Origin of the sequence: Legionella erythra, assembly GCF_001467615.1 — a bacterium.
Classification (GTDB): Bacteria; Pseudomonadota; Gammaproteobacteria; order Legionellales; family Legionellaceae; genus Legionella_C; species Legionella_C erythra.
This window is the reverse complement of record NZ_LNYA01000023.1, coordinates 183853-201222: the sequence shown is the minus strand read 5'-3', so window position 1 is coordinate 201222 and position 17370 is coordinate 183853. Positions and strand designations below refer to the sequence as shown.

The following is a 17370-nucleotide window of genomic DNA, read 5'->3' as shown; positions in this document are numbered from 1 at the left end:
CATCGCTGCCGGTACTCACACCGCTGCCGGCTGTGGCTGAACCATCGCTGCCGGTGCTCACACCGCTGCCGGCTGTAGCTGAACCATCGCTGCCGGTACTCACACCGCTGCCGGCTGTGGCTGAACCATCGCTGCCGGTGCTCACACCGCTGCCGGATGTGGCTGAACCATCGTTGCCGGTGCCGGTTCCACCACCTGCTGTGGTCGAACCATCATTTCCGTTGCCATTATTACTTCCACCGCCGGGAGCTGAACCATCGTCCCCACTCCCATTGTTGCCTCCATTCCCTGGACCAGAACCATTGTCATCTCCGCCGCTAGAGTTGCCATTGTTAGAGGACGTCACGTTAATCAGGATTGTTCCCTGTGCGTCAGTATGACCATCCGTCAAGGTGTAGGTCAATGCTGTTTGTCCGCTAAAAGAGGGGGTTGGGATATACTTCACACCAGTAATCGCACCCGTTGCATCCCGCAAAAGTTCTATAGTGCCATTCCCTCCCGTTATATCGATAATCGATAAACTATCGCCATCCGCATCCGTGTCATTGGTCAGGAGGTCGTTTGTCGAAATAATCAGTTCTCCACTGGTTGAAAACCCATCATCAACAGCGATGGGTTCATCATTAACGGAGTTGACGTGAAGCGTTACTGTAGCAACACTCTTGCCTCCCAGGCCATTGGCGATAGTGTATTTGAACGTATCCGTTCCGTGGTAGTTACTCACAGGCACATAGGTAATAACACCATTGCTAAAACTTAAATTCCCGGAACCCGTGTAATCAACGCTCAGAATGGCATTACCCCCTTTGTCATTCGCCAACAATTGCGCTACCGGAATGACAAATGGTGTATCCTCCTGCGTGTTGATGACGTCATTGATGGCGATGCTCGGAGAAACCGGTACGCCTTTTATTTTTATCACCAGTTTTTCAATGCCCTTGATAGTCAAATTCCATCCCGGGACATACCCTCCAAAAGAGAATTGAGTTCCGGCAGGCAAGGCTTTGCTGGTTACGGCATTGAGCGCAGTTTGGACATCGGCACGTGCCAGGAAACTTTGAGAAACTTCAAGAATGAGCGTGTCAATACCTCGACCGCCATCATAGATATCGAACTTGCCTTGATCATGAACCACATCATGAATGATGGTGTCGTTACCCGATCCTGCATAAATACGATCGGATCCCGCGCCGCCTCGGAGTGTATCCTTGCCAGAACCACCGAACAGACTGTCGTTTCCCGCACCACCATTGAGCGTATTTGTACCAAAAAAACAAAGCAGGAAATCATTTCCTGCGCCACCATTTAATACATTGACAGCTTTGCTGCCAATCTTGATTGCCATGATGAATACCTCTAAGAAAGCCTCCCTGCTGAGCAACTTATTTAAATTATAGACCTGATCAGATAATGCGCAACCACTGCGTACGGTCTGCAAAATCGAGACAGCGTCTGCTCGATTGCTGCGGGGAAAAGCAGTTTATATGCTTTTAAGTCTGATAGGTAATTGAGGATGGTGAACGATTTATAATTTTAGATTTTCATCGGTACAGATTAGAGCTACACATAAAAAAACGCAGCTATTCGTGCGCGGCAATACGAAATTCTTTTTCGATTATCTTCGTTCTGTTATTAGTAATTTTTCCGCTTAAGTTGCCGAATTTTCCTTGTGCCTGCGTTAACATCCAGACAAAAAGAGATTCCAGATCATTTCCAGAATGCTTAATTATTTCAAATTCATCAAAATAAATTGTCGCAGTATAGGTCGACATCGTAATTCCTCGATTGCATGTAGAGAAAGCCGCATGATTCATGCGGCAATTGAACAGGTATAATGTGATAACAGTCTTTGGAAGGTGTAAAAGAAATGTTTATACCTTTTAATTATAGTACATTAAGAGGACAATCCTTTAAGTGAGCCTAAATCCTGCGCATGGCTAAGGCGAGGAAAATATAAGACCAACCGTTAATTAACATTTCAATCGCAATAAATAACCCAATCACCCAGAAACCACTCATTGGCCATTGAGCCAGAATCAGAATCCCTAAAACCAGGGCGGCAATGCCGGCTAACAGCAGCCAATACCAACCAGTCGATTCTTTAATCGAAAAGGCCATAATACAACGTGCTATACCAATAATAATAAGTAGCCAGGCAATCATTGCTGTAATTACGACCGATGCAAGAACCTGATAATAAATCATGAGCCCGCCGGCAAAAACATAAAAAAGAGCAATAAGAAGATGCCATATGAATGCCTTCCAGCCCCGGCACTTAAAGGAGTCAACGACTTGTATGACACCACCGATAATCAATAAAATACCGATGAGGAGCACACTGGCTAATGTGAGACCAACAACCATGCCAAGGCCAATCACGCCAAGCACAACAAATATAATACCCAGCGCAAGTAACCAACCCCAGTTACGATGCAACTCCTGACGAACGTCAGTGGACAGATTATCTCGATTTGTCATGATATATCCCTATTGATGTGACAATTAACTATAACCTAAAATACTGAAGATGTTTAGCTTGGCATCATGCTGATTTTGATGACATGATTAACGCAAAATATCGTGTTGATTTGTACGCCTAATCCCTTGGTGGAATCTAGATTATCAATTAACCTTCATGTACAATTAATTTTGCTTTCGAGGAGATCGAAAGTAATTGGATAATGATTTAACTAAAATAAGGAAGTTATGATGAATGTCATTGATACACAAGCGACTACTCAAAGTGTTAAACAAGAGCAAGGCTTGCAGGATTTGGTTTACAATTTAGTCTCACGTTTTCTTGCAGAAAATAAAAGCAAAAACATTGATGATCTTTATGACATGATTCTCTCTGAAGTAGAACCCCCTCTTTTACAAGCCGTCATGGAGAAACGCCGCGGCAATCAACTGCAAGCTGCTAAAATGCTGGGCATTAGCCGTGGGACAATACGAAAAAAATTACAGCGTTATTTTGGTACCAAATATTTTCGCTTGACAGACGAATAACCAATAATGCAAAAAAAGGCTCGTTGATACGAGCCTTTTTTATTTGTCAGGGCGGGAGCAAGCCAAAGACCAGCCCCCTTATACTATTACGCCGCAACCAATAATTTGTTCACCCGACTCACGAAATCTGCCGGGTTATCCAATTGTCCGCCTTCTGCAAGAACGGCTTGTTCGAAAAGCACAATAACCCATTCTGCAAATTGCTCATCATCATTGATGTTATGCAGACGTTTAACCAGAGCATGTTCCGGGTTGATTTCAAAAATCGGTTTGGACAGGGGCACCTGCTGTCCAGCTGCCTGCAGTATGCGTTGCATTTCAAGCCCCATGTCTTGATCATCCGCCACAACACAGGCCGGGGAATCAGTCAGGCGATGAGTCAAGGCAACGTCTTTAACCCGCTCACCCAAAACGTCTTTAATGTGTTTGAGCATCGGTGCTAAAGACTCTTCTTTTTCTTTGATTTCAGGCGTTTCTTCCTTATCCAGATCAATTTTACCCTTGCTGATGGATTGCAGTTTTTTCCCATCAAATTCACTAAGGTAACCAACCAGCCATTCATCGATGCGATCGCTTAACAGCAGGACTTCAATGCCTTTTTTCTTGAAAATTTCAAGATGCGGGCTATGTTTAGCTGCATTATAACTTGAAGCGGTAATATAATAGATTTTATCCTGCCCGTCTTTCATACGTGAGACATAATCCATTAACGTGACATTCTGTTTTTCAGAATCGCTATGGGTTGAGGTAAAGCGCAACAATTTAGCAATTGTTTCACGATTGGCAAAATCTTCAACCGGTCCTTCTTTCATCACCAGGCCAAATTCATTCCAGAATTTTTGATAAGCTTCAGCATCCTGAGTGCTCAATTTCTCTAGCATGGACAAGACTCGTTTGGTACAGGCTGATTTAATGGCTTCAACCTGTTTATTGTCCTGCAGAATTTCGCGCGAAACATTCAAAGGCAGATCGCTGGCATCAATAATCCCTTTCACAAAACGCAGGTAACGAGGTAAAAATTGAGCCGCATCATCAAGAATAAAAACCCGTTTGACATACAGCTTTAAGCCATGCTTCATCTCATGTTGCCATAGATCAAAGGGGGCGTGAGATGGGATGTAAAGCAGGCTGATATAATCCTGTTTCCCTTCGACATGGTTATGCGACCAGGTTAAAGGATCTTGGTAATCATGGGAAATGTGCTTGTATAAGGCCTTATACTCTTCATCGCTGATTTCTGATTTTTGCAGCGTCCATAAAGCGGTTGCTTTGTTCACCGTCTCAAATTCACTGCTTTCCTTGCCCTCTTCATCTGCCATCTTTTTCATTAAAATAGGCCAGCAGATGTGATCAGAGTACTTGCTGATGATGCTGCGGATTCGCCAATCACTCAGAAATTCATTCTCTTCGTCTTTCAGATGTAGCGTAATTTCAGTGCCGCGTTCATTGCGCTTTTCCTGAGCAATAGTGAATTCCCCATCGCCTTTGGATTCCCAGACGATTCCTTCTTCAGAACTCAAGCCTGCACGGCGGCTTTTGACCGTTACTTTATCTGCTACAATAAAGGCCGAATAGAATCCCACACCGAACTGACCAATGAGATGGGAATCCTTGGCGTTATCACCGGTCATGTGGCTTAAAAATTCTTTAGTGCCTGATTTGGCAATGGTACCGAGATTTTCAACGGCTTCATCCCAACTCATACCAATACCATTGTCCCTGATGGTGATGGTTTTTAATTTTTCGTTGTGCTCAACGGTAATGCGCAAATCTGAATCATTTTCATAGAGAGACGAATTGGACAAAGCAAGAAAACGCAGCTTATCGAGTGCATCCGAACTGTTGGAAATCAACTCCCTCAAGAAAATTTCCTTATTGCTGTATAACGAATGAACAACCAAATGCAGCATTTGTTTGACTTCGGTTTGAAATCCCATTGTTTGTTGCTTTTGAACCATCTTTGTCAATCTCCAACTGATTCGTAACTGAGCCCACTGAAAAACGATCGGCATGAACCCATGCCGATCGCGAATAAGCTCTATATAGGGATGAAACCGCTTTTTTCAAGGGTTAATTGGCGGTATTTTTAGGTTTGGTCTGTGGCACCATGCCTACTCGGGGTCGATGCATGAAGATGGTGATCATTTCACTGGTGCTCAACACCGTTCCTTCGTCATCCACAGCCTGTACAGCAATGGTATGTGAACCTCGTTTTACATCATTCAAGGCAAAAACGGTGGTCGCCTGAGGTTCACCCAAGGGTTCACCGTCATACAGAATCTGTAGTTTATCGCCTGATTTTAACTCCGGAGAAATTTCAACAATCACAGGAACATACCCCTGGCTATTGCGAATGGTGGCTTCATCAATCGGTTGGGCAATGCGAAGGACTTTATATCCTCTTTCAGCATCACTTTCCTGCGCTTTGGCAGGCGGAGACGCGCTGTTGTTTTGTGGCGGCGGGGTAAAGGTCTGCGACGCGGGTAAATTAATTTTCTCAGAACCTTGATGGGGTTGATCACTGAAATGAACATTACCCTCGCTGTCTGTCCATTTGTATATCTCGGCGTGTAACGAACCAACAGCCAAAATCATCAACATCAAATAACAGAATGTTCGCATCGCATTTCCTTCTCAATATCCTTATAAACTGTAATAAAGCTCGAATTCAAAGGGATGAACCAGGCTTCTTACCTGAGAAATTTCAGCTTCCCGTAATTGAATATAACTATTGATAAAATCCCGACTGAATACATCGCCTTGCAACAGAAATTCATGATTCTGACGCAGATTATCCACGGCTTGCTCTAATGAACCACACACGGTTGGGATATCAACCAGTTCTTCGGGCGGTAAATCATACAAATCCTTATCCATCGGTTGCCCAGGATGAGTTTTTTTCTGAATACCATCAATACCCGCCATTACCATCGCCGAGAAAGCCAGATAGGGATTAGCTGTCGGATCCGGGAAACGCACTTCAATACGGCGTCCTTTGGGATTATTCACATGTGGGATACGAATGGCTGCAGAGCGGTTACGGGCAGAATAGGCCAAAAGAACCGGTGCTTCAAAACCAGGGACCAAGCGTTTGTAACTGTTCGTTGATGGATTAGTAAAGGCATTCAAGGCACGGGCATGCTTAATGATGCCTCCAATAAAGAACAACGCCGTTTCAGATAAGCCGGCATATTGCTCACCGGCAAACAGGTTAACGCCATCTTTGGCCAGGGACATATGACAATGCATACCGCTGCCATTATCACCCACTAAAGGCTTGGGCATAAAAGTTGCCGTTTTGCCATAATTGTGCGCCACATTATGAATGACGTATTTTAAAACCTGTAATTGATCAGCCTTGCGGGTCACGGTGTCAAACCGGGTCGCTACTTCACATTGGTTACCTGTTGCCACTTCATGATGATGCGCTTCGACTGGAATACCCAAGGATTCAAGCGTCAGGCAGATAGCTGAACGGATATCCTGTGAGGAGTCGACAGGCGGTACAGGAAAATAACCCCCTTTAATGCTGGGACGATGGCCGATGTTACCCCCTTCAAATACTTTGCCGGAATTCCATTGGGCTTCAGACGAGTCAATTTTATAGAATGAACCACTCATACTGGTTTCCCAGCGGACATCATCAAAAAGGAAAAATTCAGGCTCAGGCCCGATGTATGCTGTATCGGCAATTCCGGTGGACTTCAAATAGTTTTCTGCACGCATCGCCAGAGAGCGCGGATCACGGTCATATCCCAACATGGTTTGCGGATCAACAACATTACAACGGACGATAAGGGTACTGTCCTGATAAAATGGATCGGGCAGTATGGTATCCAAATCAGGCATGAGTGCCAAATCAGATTGATGTATTTTTTGCCAACCCTTGATGGACGACCCATCAAACATTTTGCCATTTTCAATGAAATCATCATCAATGGCTGATACTGGAAGAGTAATGTGTTGTTCTTTGCCTCTTGTGTCCGTGAAACGAAGGTCAATAAATTTAGCATCGTGTTTTTTTATTGCTTTTACAATCAAATTATCGTCCATTGTTATCTCCAGGATTGACTACTAGCCAGAGTGTACCGCAGTGACAGATTAAACCCAATAGATTAAACTGCTTTGACGTATTCTTTTGTAATGATCATGGGCGCCTACCAATACCAAGCTCTAACCAAATCGGGAAGTACCCATAAAGGGGTCATTGAGGCGGATTCGGAACGCCATGCCCGGCAATTGTTGCGTGATCAGGGCCTCGTCCCAGTGCAAATCCAGACCCAGGCCAAACAAAAACAAACCCAGCACTCCGTTAAAATTTCCGCCCAGGATTTATCCTTGTTTACCCGCCAGTTGGCAACGCTTCTCGCTGCCGGCATCCCTGTCGAAGAATCGTTGCGCGGTGTCAGCGAACAAACGGAAAAAGACAAAGTCCGATCCTTAATTATCGGTGTGCGCTCGAAAGTTCTCGAAGGCTATGGTCTTGCCCAATCCATGAATGAATTTCCACAGGCTTTCCCTGAGCTTTATCGGGCGACCGTCGCTGCCGGCGAACAGACAGGACGTCTTGATATTGTCCTCGAAAAACTGGCCGATTATACTGAAAATCAGCAGGGAACACGTCAGAAAGTTCAACAGGCACTCATCTATCCGACGCTGATGATCATAGTTTCCGCCGCCATTATCAGTTTCTTGTTAGCCTTTGTCGTTCCGAAAATCATAGAAGTGTTTACTTCAAGCGGGCAATCGCTCCCAGCCATGACCAAAGTCCTTATCCACATGAGTGATTTTATTAAAGATTACGGTCTATTCCTGTCAGGAGCCATGGTGCTCGCTTTCATCGGGTTTAAGCGAAGTTTAAAGAACCTGAAAATCCGCATGCTCTGGCACAGGCTTCTGCTCAAATTGCCAGTAAGCTCCTACCTGGTTCGCTCCGTGAATGTCGCCCGTTATATCCATACGTTTGGCATACTCTTCGCAGCCGGGGTCAGCGTTCTTGAAACCATGCGGGTTTCAGCGAGTCTGGTGACTAACCTCGTCATGCGCGATGCCTTCGATGCTGCAACAACGCGCGTTCGTGAAGGAACCGCCATTCATCAAGCCTTAAAAGATACGCATTTTTTAAGCCCCATGGCAACGCACTTAATTGCCAGCGGAGAGAAAAGCGGCCAGATTGCCACCATGATGGAACGCGCCGCGCAACATCTCGATAATGAAGTACAACGCTTGATTGATACGGCCCTGACCCTGCTTGAACCCCTGGTTATCCTGCTGATGGGCGCTGTGGTATTATTTATTGTATTGGCAACCTTACTGCCCATTTTTTCCATGGAGCAATTGGTTGCCTGATTTTTTCTTTTGGCTTTAGGAGTGATTAATGAGTAATCAGAAGGGTTTTTCCCTGATAGAAATTATGGTCGTCGTCGTCATCCTGGGTATTCTTGCGTCTATTATTGTACCTAAAATTATCAGCCGTCCAGATGAAGCCCGGGTGGTAAAAGCCAAACAGGATGTGTTGGCCATACAAAACGCGCTTGACCTTTACAAGCTGGATAATGGTGTCTACCCCACCACTGATCAAGGCCTGCAGGCATTGGTTGAAAAACCCACCAGCAATCCCGTGCCGCGTGATTGGAAACAATATTTGAAATCCGTACCGAAAGATCCCTGGGGGCGTGAGTACCTGTACCTCAATCCCGGTGAACACGGGGATGTGGATGTCTTTACCTTAGGCGCCGAAGGTCAACCCGGTGGAACCGGCATAAATGCTGAGATAGGTAACTGGGATGCCCAATAAACGCGGTTTTACGCTCATTGAAATCCTGGTGGTCATCGTCATTACCGGCATTATTCTAAGTGTAACCCTGCTCGCGTTTGGTGATTTTGGCGCCGGCCGCAAAGCGGTCGTCAGCGCCGAGCATTTTGCTTCTTATGTCAAACTTGTTCAGCATCGAGCTATTCTTGAGGTCAATACCTTGGGTATTAATATCAATCGAAACGGCTATGAAACCTTTCGTTTTGAGCAGGGCCTTCGCTGGCAACCCATGCCTAAAAACAGCCGGTTTCATTGGCAACCCTTTCCAAAGCATGTCGTCGTAAGTCTGAAAGCGGCTATTCGCAACCGGGATAATCGGCCTGACATTGTTATTAATCCGTCAGGGGACATGTCTCCTTTTGAGCTTACGTTTGGCACCCCTGAAAAACCAAGGCTGGCTGTGCTGATTGGCGGACATAACGGCGACATTGAACTGACAAACAGCGACACCTGATGATGCGCAAATCAATGAACAAGGGATTTACTTTAATCGAAGTGCTGCTGGCGCTGGCCGTGGTCGCCATTGCCTTGACTGCACTGCTCAAGGCGACCTCCCAGGATGTCGCCAATACGCAGCGTATCAAGGAAAAAACCATCAGCCATTGGGTAGCTATGCAGGGAGTCACCATGGTCCAACTGGGGCTTTTAACGGTACCGCCCAACCAGGAAATGACGCAAGTTACAAGCCTTCTCGGCCAACGCTGGTATTGGCGGGTCAAACTATCCCCAACCGCGCTGGGTAAAACTGTTCAACAAATCACGGTCAGTGTCAGTAAAAATCAGGCCGGCCCATTTACTGACCCCCTGCTCGCGTTTAAGTATCAGCCATGAATAAAAAAGCCGCCTTTACTCTACTTGAAATCCTGATTGCACTGACGGTATTTGCCATTCTTGCCACCATCACATCCTCCGCTATGTATTACGCTTTCACTACCCGTTCCCGTGTGACCTTGCAGGCGGAGCGGTTGATGGCATTACAATTGGCTGTGACCCTGGTTGAACGGGATATCCAACAAGTCGCCAACCGCGCTGTTCGTGACAATGAGATGCACATGCTGCCGGCATTTATTGGACGCAATGATTATATGGAATTAACGCGGGGAGGCTTGACCAACCCTAACAGCAGCGACAAACGCAGCACGCTCAAACGGATCGCCCTGCTTTGCGATAAACAGCAGTTGATTCGACGCAGCTGGCCCGTTTTAGATGCGATGAAACGCAAAGACTATGACGACAAAGTCCTATTGGAGCAAGTGACCGGATGCCAATTGGCTTATCTGAATGAGCAGCTTCAGGTCTTACCTGAATGGCGGGCTAATGCCATGCCAGGCAGTCATAAAATGGCGCCACTCCCCAAGGCTGTTCAATTAACCCTGAGGTTATCCGATTGGGGAAAAGCAAGTTTCCTGTTCATTCTACCCGAGGGCCTCTATGGTGAAATTTAAACAAGCCGGCAGCGCCCTGATTTCGGCTCTTTTTATCATGACGCTGGTAGCGATTGCAGCAACCGCCATGAGCACGCGTTTGCAACTGGATATTTACCGTACGCGATTAACCCTCCTGACCGACCAACTTTATCTGGCGTCGCAATCGGTTACTTTCTGGGCCATGAGTGAGCTTGGCAATCACAAAAACGCATTTACTCGAAATACTGTGACTGGCGCCCTGCTGGCTTTTCCTGCCAACCAGAAGGCTATATACCCCCCGTTTACTATCAGCGGTGAGCTTTATGATTTGCAAAGCCGCTTTAATCTTAATAATTTAAGCAATAAAAATTATGCTCTCCTGTTTTTAAAATTGCTGGAAAAACCCGATTTAAAACTGAATCCCGGGCAACGAAAGCAATTGCTTGATGCGACCGTACAATGGATAAGCGATTACAAACCCGGACGCGGCAATGACGAATACATGGCTTATTATGCCAAGCAGAAACCGTCTTATCTTCCCGGTTTCCAATTCTTTGAAAGCCCCAGCGAGTTTCGTCTGGTTCGTGGTGTGACTGCCAACCTGTATCAGGGAATAGCGGATTTAATCTCAGCCCTACCCGAAGCAGTACCCATTAATCTCAATACCGCACCGCAACTCGTGCTTAAAGGTTTGGGCAATGGCCTGAATAACGCCCAAGTTCAACAATTGCTTGAGGCACGCGGTGAAGAGGGCATAAAAAACATGACTAAAATAAGTCCTCTGCTGCAAAAGTTAGGCATTCGCAGTGAACATGTTACGCTCGAAAGCCAATACTTTATGAGTATTGCCCGGGTAACCTATGAAGATTTAAGTTTGATAAATTATACTGTTTTAAAGCGCAGCAGAAACAATCAGGGAAAAATTACCGTGTCATTAATCAAGGAAAGCCTTAACACCGTATAACGATTTATCTATCCTTAAAAAGCCGCCCCAGCCGCGATTAGCGGCTGGCCAACACATCATAATTTTTAATATTTTTCATCACGCCATTATCCCAACCGCCTTGAATCAATTGAGACGCATTTTGTTGAAAGGTGATTGCTGCAACCCCTGAAAAATGGGCTTTGAGCGCATCCATGTCGGTAAAAGTAGCGACCAGGGCATAACTGCCGTCGTCATTTTTTAAAGCAGCCCAGAAAATGGTATTGGGTTCGACACGATTCACCAGGGCCACCACCTTCTGCAACAGCATGTCCAATTCCCTCTCTTTACCCAAGATAATATTAAAAACAGCATAGCTCGCCAATCGCGATTGGTTCAGACGATCCGGCTGGTAGTTGTTACTGACTAAAATATTCGCGTTCTGGATATTTTTAATCACACCATTTTCCCAGCCGCCTTCAATCAGTTTATCTGCATTCTGTCTCAAAGCAGTAATCACCTGACCGTTTAAATGGGCCGCGCGTCCAGCTGTATCATTGAATGCGTTAAAAAGGGCAAACTGATTCCCTTCCCGCGTTAAAGCAAACCAGATTTCGGTATTCGGTTCCGTGCTTTTAACCCGGTCAGCTCCAGCTTTCAGCAGCAAAGTCAGGTTTTTTTCCTGGGCTCCCCGACTTTTGAGGTTGATGTAGGTTGCTTCATTGAGGTTTTTGCCTGGCTGGGCTAAATCATCAGCCCAAACGCCAGAACCCACAACCATGCTGCAAAATAATACCATCCATGATTTCATTTTAGCCACTCGCCGTTGGTAAAGAGACCCATCTATTCTAATGCCAATGCCAATGCCATGAATAAATGAAGAATAAACCTCAATTTTTTCGTACCGAAAAGGTATACCTACTGTTCATTCATTAGCCGGACATTCAGGATGCTGAGAGGCTAAACTTTCATCTTCAATCAAATCATGATTAAATTGATACAAAATTTTCATTGAATCAATATGGAACAAAAACGAGTCCTGGGTTTGCCTGCCAGCACCTCTTTAGTGATTGGCAATATGGTTGGTTCAGGTATTTTTCTATTACCAGCCACTATTGCTGCAATTGGCAGCATTGGCCTGCTTGGCTGGATTATCACGGCTCTAGGCTCCATTTTGCTGGCGATTATTTTTGGTAAACTGAGCCAGCGTTTACCTTTAGTCGGCGGGCTTTACTCCTACTGCCGTCATGAACTGGGGGATTTCGCCGGCTATCAGGTCAGCGTTTCCTATCTGCTCGGCAATATCATTGGTGATGCCGCTACTGTGGTGGCATTGCTGGCATACCTCACCGTTTTCTGGCCTGCCTTGGCCACCAATCATCCACTCGCTTTCTTGGTCGGCAGCACCATTATCTGGTTGGTTGCCTTGATTAATATTATCGGGGTTAAAGAAGTCAAGGTCGTGCAGATGGCGACCACCATCATTAAATTAATTCCTATCGTCCTTGTTTCGTTTGTCGGTTTATTCCATATCAAAGGCGAAAATCTTGCTTTTTTTAATGTATCAGGGCAATCCAATCTGGCTGCATTAGCCAACGCCGCCATGCTAACTTTTTTTGCGTTTGGCGGTTTGGAATCAGCGACGATACCCGCAGAAAGTGTAAAAAATCCCGAGGTAACCATTTACCGCGCTACTGTGCTCGGCACGGCAATCACTGCCTTGATTTATTTATTAAGCACGGTAGCCATTATGGGCATGTTTTCGCCCGCATCATTAATGAATAATCCTGCACCGTTTGCGGCGGCAGGCCGTCTTATTTTTGGCGATCTAACCGATTGGATTTTTGCCGCAGCCGCAATCATTGCCTGCCTTTGCACCATTATCGGCTTCCTCTTTATCACCAGTCAGGCCGCCATGGCCACGGCCAGAGACGGTCTGCTGCCTGCCTTTTTAATGCGACTGTCCCGCTTTAAAACACCGCATTGGGCGATTGGCATGTCGGCCTTCATTATGACGCTGTTATTGGCCATGAATTACTCAAGCCTTCTGACTGCCCAATTTACTCTGCTGGTCACGCTATCTAATTTATGCATTTTGGTTCCCTATCTTTATACTGCAGTAGCTGCCATGATTGCATTTAGACAATTTGAAACAACGACACATCGCCACCGCGCCATCAATTTACTGGTAATCAGTATACTCGCCTGTATTTATGTTCTGTTTGCTATCCTGGGTTCAGGGCAGGGCGTGATCTTTTATGGCATTGCTTTATTGTTTTGTTTGACGCCCTTCTATGCACTGATGGCCATACATCGCAACAAGCATGATAATAAACACACAATATGAATTAATATTGATCAATTATTGGTTTTCGAGTAAAATATACCGCTCATTGAGTTTACCCCATGGGAAGAATATGACCTACCCGTTAATCCGCAAAGCCACTCCTGATGACTACGACGCCATTTGGTCCATTTGGATGCAAGACCATGTTATCCAGTGGATGTCCTTTACCAAACAGGGAAAGGAGGAGTTCAAAGCCCATTACGAGCGGATGTCGCAAACCAGCGACATTTATGTTCTGGTGGATGAGGTCGAAGGTAAAGATAAAGTCGTGGCCGTAAGACGCATTAAATTTGGTCATGGCCCCCATCGCCATACTGCCGAATATTGTTCCATGGGGGTTGATAAAGACTCGCAGGGCAAAGGGTATGCCAAACATTTTTATAACGAATTCTTAAATATAGTGAGGGAAAAAGGCGGAATTAAACGCATTCAGTTAACTCAAAGCGGGGGTAATTTTAACGCCTTCCATCTCGCTGATAAAACATTTTCTCAAGAAGCAATTTTCCCGGATTGGCTTAAACGGGATGCCCATGGGGGTAGTTTCCATTTGATTGAGCGGTATGTTTATCAACTCATTGATGAGAACCTGGCAAAAAATGCGCCCGGGATTCCCAGCCTGGCATTTGATGAGCAATTACCTCTTTTGCAGGACAAGGGTCATGAGGCCATTAGCATTAAACGGCATCACAATCAATTCATTGCCTGTTTTAACGATAAACCGATTCTTACTGTTGATTTTGATCCAGATGATTCTGTTATTCGTCATATTGGTTTTTTAACGATTCAGTCAGCCGCTCCAAGCGATGAATCAGTCGCTGCTTTACGGCAAATCTTATCCGAACTCCTTCAGGAAGGACGGGTCAAAAAACTGGAGTTGTTTACCGAGTCGCCTGCCATTGCCAAATTATGCCAGACCGCTGGCTTTTATGTTCGCGGTGAAAAAATAGCGTCATATTTTGACGAGCAGCAACAAACCTACAAAAATGAGGTAGGACTTGAATACAGTTTTATGGCTCTTGACGATGCACGAAGCCTGATTGCTGCTAAAATGACTGATTCAGTCAAACGAAAAGACATTGATAAAATGCTGGTGCACTGCCAATCTCTTATTCATGAATTGGCGAAGAAGGAAGGCTATGATGCTTTGGGGATTTGCTACCTCGAAAACATGGCCTACCAGGTGGTACGCGACGGCTTGGATGCGGTCAAAATTATTTCCTTAGCCGACAGACGCTGGCTTCCACTTGTCCATAAAATGCCCAATGGGTTTAAAGACGAGCTTCTTGCTCTGGCTAATGCCATGCAGCCTGCCGTTGTCTCCTTTTTTCAACCTGCACCGGTAGTTTCCACCACTGCTACAGTAGAAACAACCCCGATTAATTCCATGGAGTAGTTAATCAAGAGTCTGTTATTCAGGCTCTTCACCTTCATACACGGGTTTTTTACTTTTCAGATCGGCATAGAGTTTTTCAGCAGATGCCTTTTGCTCCGCATTCAATTTGTGCTCAAGACGGGCTAGCTCTTTGGCCGCCTGCTCATTTTTATTGTTGGCGGCCAGTTTTAGCCAGGCATAGGCTTTGACATCATCCTGATTAACACCTAAACCGGCTAAATACATGTACCCCAGTTTCCCCTGCGCAAAAGAATTGCCTTGATTCGCCGCTTTACCAAACCAATACGCAGCCTGCTGATAGTCTTTATCCACGCCAATGCCTGTGAGCAATAATTGACCTAATTCAGCCTGTGCCTGTGGATGCCCCTGCTCAGCAGACGCCTCATACCAGTAGGCGGCTTTTTGCGGGTTGGCTTCCACACCCAAGCCGTTTAAATACTGAAAGGCCAGGTAAGCCTGTGCGTTACGGTGTCCTTGATTGGCGGCCCTGGAAAACCAGTACGTCGCCGCATTTTGATTCGGTGTTACCTCGTATTTGCCCGTGTAGAGGAGACCCAGGCTATACTCCCCTTTGGCATCGCCCTGTTGAGCCGCTTTGTCATACCAATACATGGCTTTTTCAACGTCCTTTTTAGTACCAAGTCCCATGAGGTACTGGTAGGCGAGGTTGACCTGTGCCTTGGAATAACCCTGTTCCGAGGATTTCTTAAACCAGATGAACGCGTTGCTTTCATCGGTCTTCACCCCATCACCGGTTGCATACATCAGGCCGACATTGCGTTGAGCAATGGCGTTTCCTTGCTCAGCGGCCTTCATATACCATTTAAAGGCTTCCGCATAATCCCTGGGAAAGCCTCGCCCGGTATCATACAGGTAGCCAAGACTTAATTGTGCCAGGGCATTATTTTTTTCGGCCGATTTTCGATACCATTCACCGGCTTTTTTATCATCCTGGTTGACGCCATAACCATATTGATACATCCGACCCAGCAGATACATGGCCTCATCATTGCCCTCTCCCGCTGATTGAACTAAATGAGGATAGGCAGTACTGTAATCACCATTTTCATAGGCAGAAAAACCAATAATATCGTCAGCAAATGCGGTGTTGGCGGCGAGAAAAGCAGCAAGAAGGATTTTCTTCATGCGATCTCCAATAAAACAGATTCCTATAATTAAGCGTAGATTATGCTTGGGGTAAATCAAATAAGGCTACAACGCGGTGAACAGGGAGGAACTCGGCATAAGGGATCAGGGCGTAGCAGCTGGGCTTTAGGGCCCAGCCAGATGACAGAATTAAAGCGCTTCAAAAATAGCAGCAGCCCCCATGCCGGTGCCAATGCACATGGTAACCATGCCGTACTTACCTTGAGTACGGCGAAGGCCGTGTAACAAGGTGGCGGTACGGATGGCACCTGTAGCCCCTAAAGGATGCCCTAAAGCAATTGCCCCACCCAAGGGATTAACTTTGCCCTGCGGCAGTTCAAGGGTTTTAATAACTGCCAGCGCCTGGGCAGCAAAGGCTTCATTTAACTCAATCCAATCGAGTTGATCCAGAGTAATTCCCGCTTTTTTAAGCGCCAGAGGGACAGCGTTAATGGGTCCAATACCCATGATTTCTGGCGCCACCCCGGCTACCGCATAACTCATCAGGCGACCGATGGGCTTTAAATTGAATTGTTGCAGCGCTTTTTCACTGGCCAGTAAGGCAATCCCCGCACCGTCACTGGTTTGTGAGCTGTTGCCGGCCGTCACGGTCCCTTTGGCTGCAAACACCGGCTTAAGGCGGGCGATAGCTTCAAAGGATGTATCCGCACGCGGACCCTCATCCTGACTTATCATGCGCTTTTTCTCATGAACTTTAGAGGAGGCTAAATCGACTTTTCTGTCGATGATCTCAACAGGAACGATTTCCGCATTGAAATCCCCACGCTCTTGAGCGGCAATAGCGCGCTTATGGCTTTCGGCAGCAAACTCATTCTGCTGTTCACGGGTAATTTCCCAGCGATTGGCGACGTTCTCAGCGGTAATGCCCATGCCATAAGCAATAGCGACCTGTTCATTGGTAAAAATAGCCGGGTTAGCGGTGTATTTATTTCCCCCCAGAGGAACCATAGACATGCTTTCTACGCCACCGGCCAAAGCGAGCTCCATATCACCCTGCTGAATGGAAGCTGCCGCCGTGGCAATACTTTGCACACCAGAAGAACAAAAACGGTTGATGGTCATCGCCGGTACCGATTGCGGCATACCCGCCAGCAGTGACGCGATACGTGCGACATTCATCCCCTGCTCAGCCTCAGGCATAGCACAACCAATAACCACATCGCCCACCATCTGCCAATCCACTGTGCTGTTTTTTGTTTTAACCGCGCGAATCACATGCGCTAATAAATCGTCAGGCAAAGTATGCTTGAAAACACCTCGTGGCGCTTTACCGACCGGGGTTCTTAATGCGTCTACAATGTAAACATTCGTCAT

General features: G+C 46.1%; 18 protein-coding genes. 9 read left to right on the top strand and 9 right to left on the bottom strand.

Going from position 1 to position 17370, the window contains the following annotated elements; translation table 11 throughout:
- From Lery_RS05815 to Lery_RS05805, 3 genes are all read right to left on the bottom strand, one after another.
- Positions 1-1345 (bottom strand): tandem-95 repeat protein (locus Lery_RS05815; protein ID WP_058526314.1); only part of this gene is annotated, 1345 nt, incomplete at its 3' end.
- Positions 1346-1580: 235 nt separating this feature from the next.
- Positions 1581-1772, bottom strand: a complete 192-nt coding sequence (locus tag Lery_RS05810; RefSeq protein ID WP_058526313.1) for a hypothetical protein — start codon at positions 1770-1772, stop codon at positions 1581-1583.
- Positions 1773-1920: 148 nt separating this feature from the next.
- Positions 1921-2478, bottom strand: coding sequence for an HdeD family acid-resistance protein (locus tag Lery_RS05805; protein ID WP_058526312.1), 558 nt, complete (start codon positions 2476-2478; stop codon positions 1921-1923).
- Positions 2479-2709: 231 nt separating this feature from the next.
- Between Lery_RS05805 and Lery_RS05800 the strand changes: the two genes are divergently transcribed.
- On the top strand, positions 2710-3006 hold the full coding sequence (locus Lery_RS05800) for a helix-turn-helix domain-containing protein (protein WP_058526311.1): 297 nt from the start codon (positions 2710-2712) through the stop codon (positions 3004-3006).
- Positions 3007-3092: 86 nt separating this feature from the next.
- Here the strand turns inward: Lery_RS05800 and htpG are convergent, their stop codons facing one another.
- From htpG to glnA, 3 genes are all read right to left on the bottom strand, one after another.
- Positions 3093-4964: a molecular chaperone HtpG gene (gene htpG, locus Lery_RS05795; RefSeq protein WP_058526310.1), complete on the bottom strand. Its 1872-nt coding sequence runs from the start codon at positions 4962-4964 to the stop codon at positions 3093-3095.
- Positions 4965-5076: 112 nt separating this feature from the next.
- Positions 5077-5628 carry a DUF4124 domain-containing protein gene (locus tag Lery_RS05790; protein ID WP_058526309.1) on the bottom strand — a complete coding sequence of 184 codons (552 nt, stop codon included), beginning with the start codon at positions 5626-5628 and terminating at the stop codon, positions 5077-5079.
- Positions 5629-5649: 21 nt separating this feature from the next.
- Entirely contained in the window at positions 5650-7059 is a 1410-nt protein-coding gene (gene glnA, locus Lery_RS05785) for a type I glutamate--ammonia ligase (RefSeq protein ID WP_058526308.1), read from the bottom strand.
- A 96-nt stretch (positions 7060-7155) separates the two neighbouring features.
- Between glnA and lspF the strand changes: the two genes are divergently transcribed.
- The 6 genes from lspF to gspK are packed head-to-tail and all read left to right on the top strand — an operon-like array spanning position 7156 to position 11191.
- Complete coding sequence (lspF, locus tag Lery_RS05780; RefSeq protein WP_058526307.1) at positions 7156-8355, top strand: GspF family T2SS innner membrane protein variant LspF; 1200 nt, start codon at positions 7156-7158, stop codon at positions 8353-8355.
- 28 nt (positions 8356-8383) lie between these two features.
- The gene (lspG, locus tag Lery_RS05775; RefSeq protein WP_058526306.1) at positions 8384-8803 is read left to right on the top strand and encodes a GspG family T2SS major pseudopilin variant LspG; all 420 of its coding nucleotides are present in this window, start codon (positions 8384-8386) and stop codon (positions 8801-8803) included.
- Complete coding sequence (gene gspH / locus Lery_RS05770) at positions 8793-9275, top strand: type II secretion system minor pseudopilin GspH (RefSeq protein WP_058526305.1); 483 nt, start codon at positions 8793-8795, stop codon at positions 9273-9275. The genes lspG and gspH overlap by 11 nt, the downstream gene beginning before the upstream one ends.
- The gene (lspI, locus tag Lery_RS05765) at positions 9275-9652 is read left to right on the top strand and encodes a GspI family T2SS minor pseudopilin variant LspI (protein ID WP_058526304.1); all 378 of its coding nucleotides are present in this window, start codon (positions 9275-9277) and stop codon (positions 9650-9652) included. Before gspH ends, lspI begins: the two co-directional genes overlap by 1 nt.
- A complete protein-coding gene (gene lspJ, locus Lery_RS05760) occupies positions 9649-10266 on the top strand; it encodes a GspJ family T2SS minor pseudopilin variant LspJ (protein ID WP_058526303.1) in 618 nt (205 codons plus the stop codon). The genes lspI and lspJ overlap by 4 nt, the downstream gene beginning before the upstream one ends.
- Positions 10253-11191, top strand: coding sequence for a type II secretion system minor pseudopilin GspK (gene gspK / locus Lery_RS05755; protein ID WP_058526302.1), 939 nt, complete (start codon positions 10253-10255; stop codon positions 11189-11191). Before lspJ ends, gspK begins: the two co-directional genes overlap by 14 nt.
- 37 nt (positions 11192-11228) lie before the next feature.
- Here gspK and Lery_RS05750 read toward each other — a convergent pair whose 3' ends face one another.
- The gene (locus Lery_RS05750) at positions 11229-11960 is read right to left on the bottom strand and encodes a putative quinol monooxygenase (protein ID WP_131750949.1); all 732 of its coding nucleotides are present in this window, start codon (positions 11958-11960) and stop codon (positions 11229-11231) included.
- Between the two features lie 210 nt (positions 11961-12170).
- Between Lery_RS05750 and Lery_RS05745 the strand changes: the two genes are divergently transcribed.
- Positions 12171-13496, top strand: coding sequence for an amino acid permease (locus tag Lery_RS05745; RefSeq protein ID WP_058526300.1), 1326 nt, complete (start codon positions 12171-12173; stop codon positions 13494-13496).
- Between the two features lie 70 nt (positions 13497-13566).
- Positions 13567-14889: a GNAT family N-acetyltransferase gene (locus tag Lery_RS05740; protein WP_058526299.1), complete on the top strand. Its 1323-nt coding sequence runs from the start codon at positions 13567-13569 to the stop codon at positions 14887-14889.
- A 15-nt stretch (positions 14890-14904) separates the two neighbouring features.
- On the opposite strand, the gene Lery_RS05735 is transcribed toward Lery_RS05740, so the two are convergent.
- The gene (locus tag Lery_RS05735) at positions 14905-16035 is read right to left on the bottom strand and encodes an SEL1-like repeat protein (RefSeq protein ID WP_058526298.1); all 1131 of its coding nucleotides are present in this window, start codon (positions 16033-16035) and stop codon (positions 14905-14907) included.
- A gap of 150 nt (positions 16036-16185) precedes the next feature.
- Positions 16186-17370, bottom strand: coding sequence for an acetyl-CoA C-acyltransferase (locus Lery_RS05730; protein ID WP_058526297.1), 1185 nt, complete (start codon positions 17368-17370; stop codon positions 16186-16188).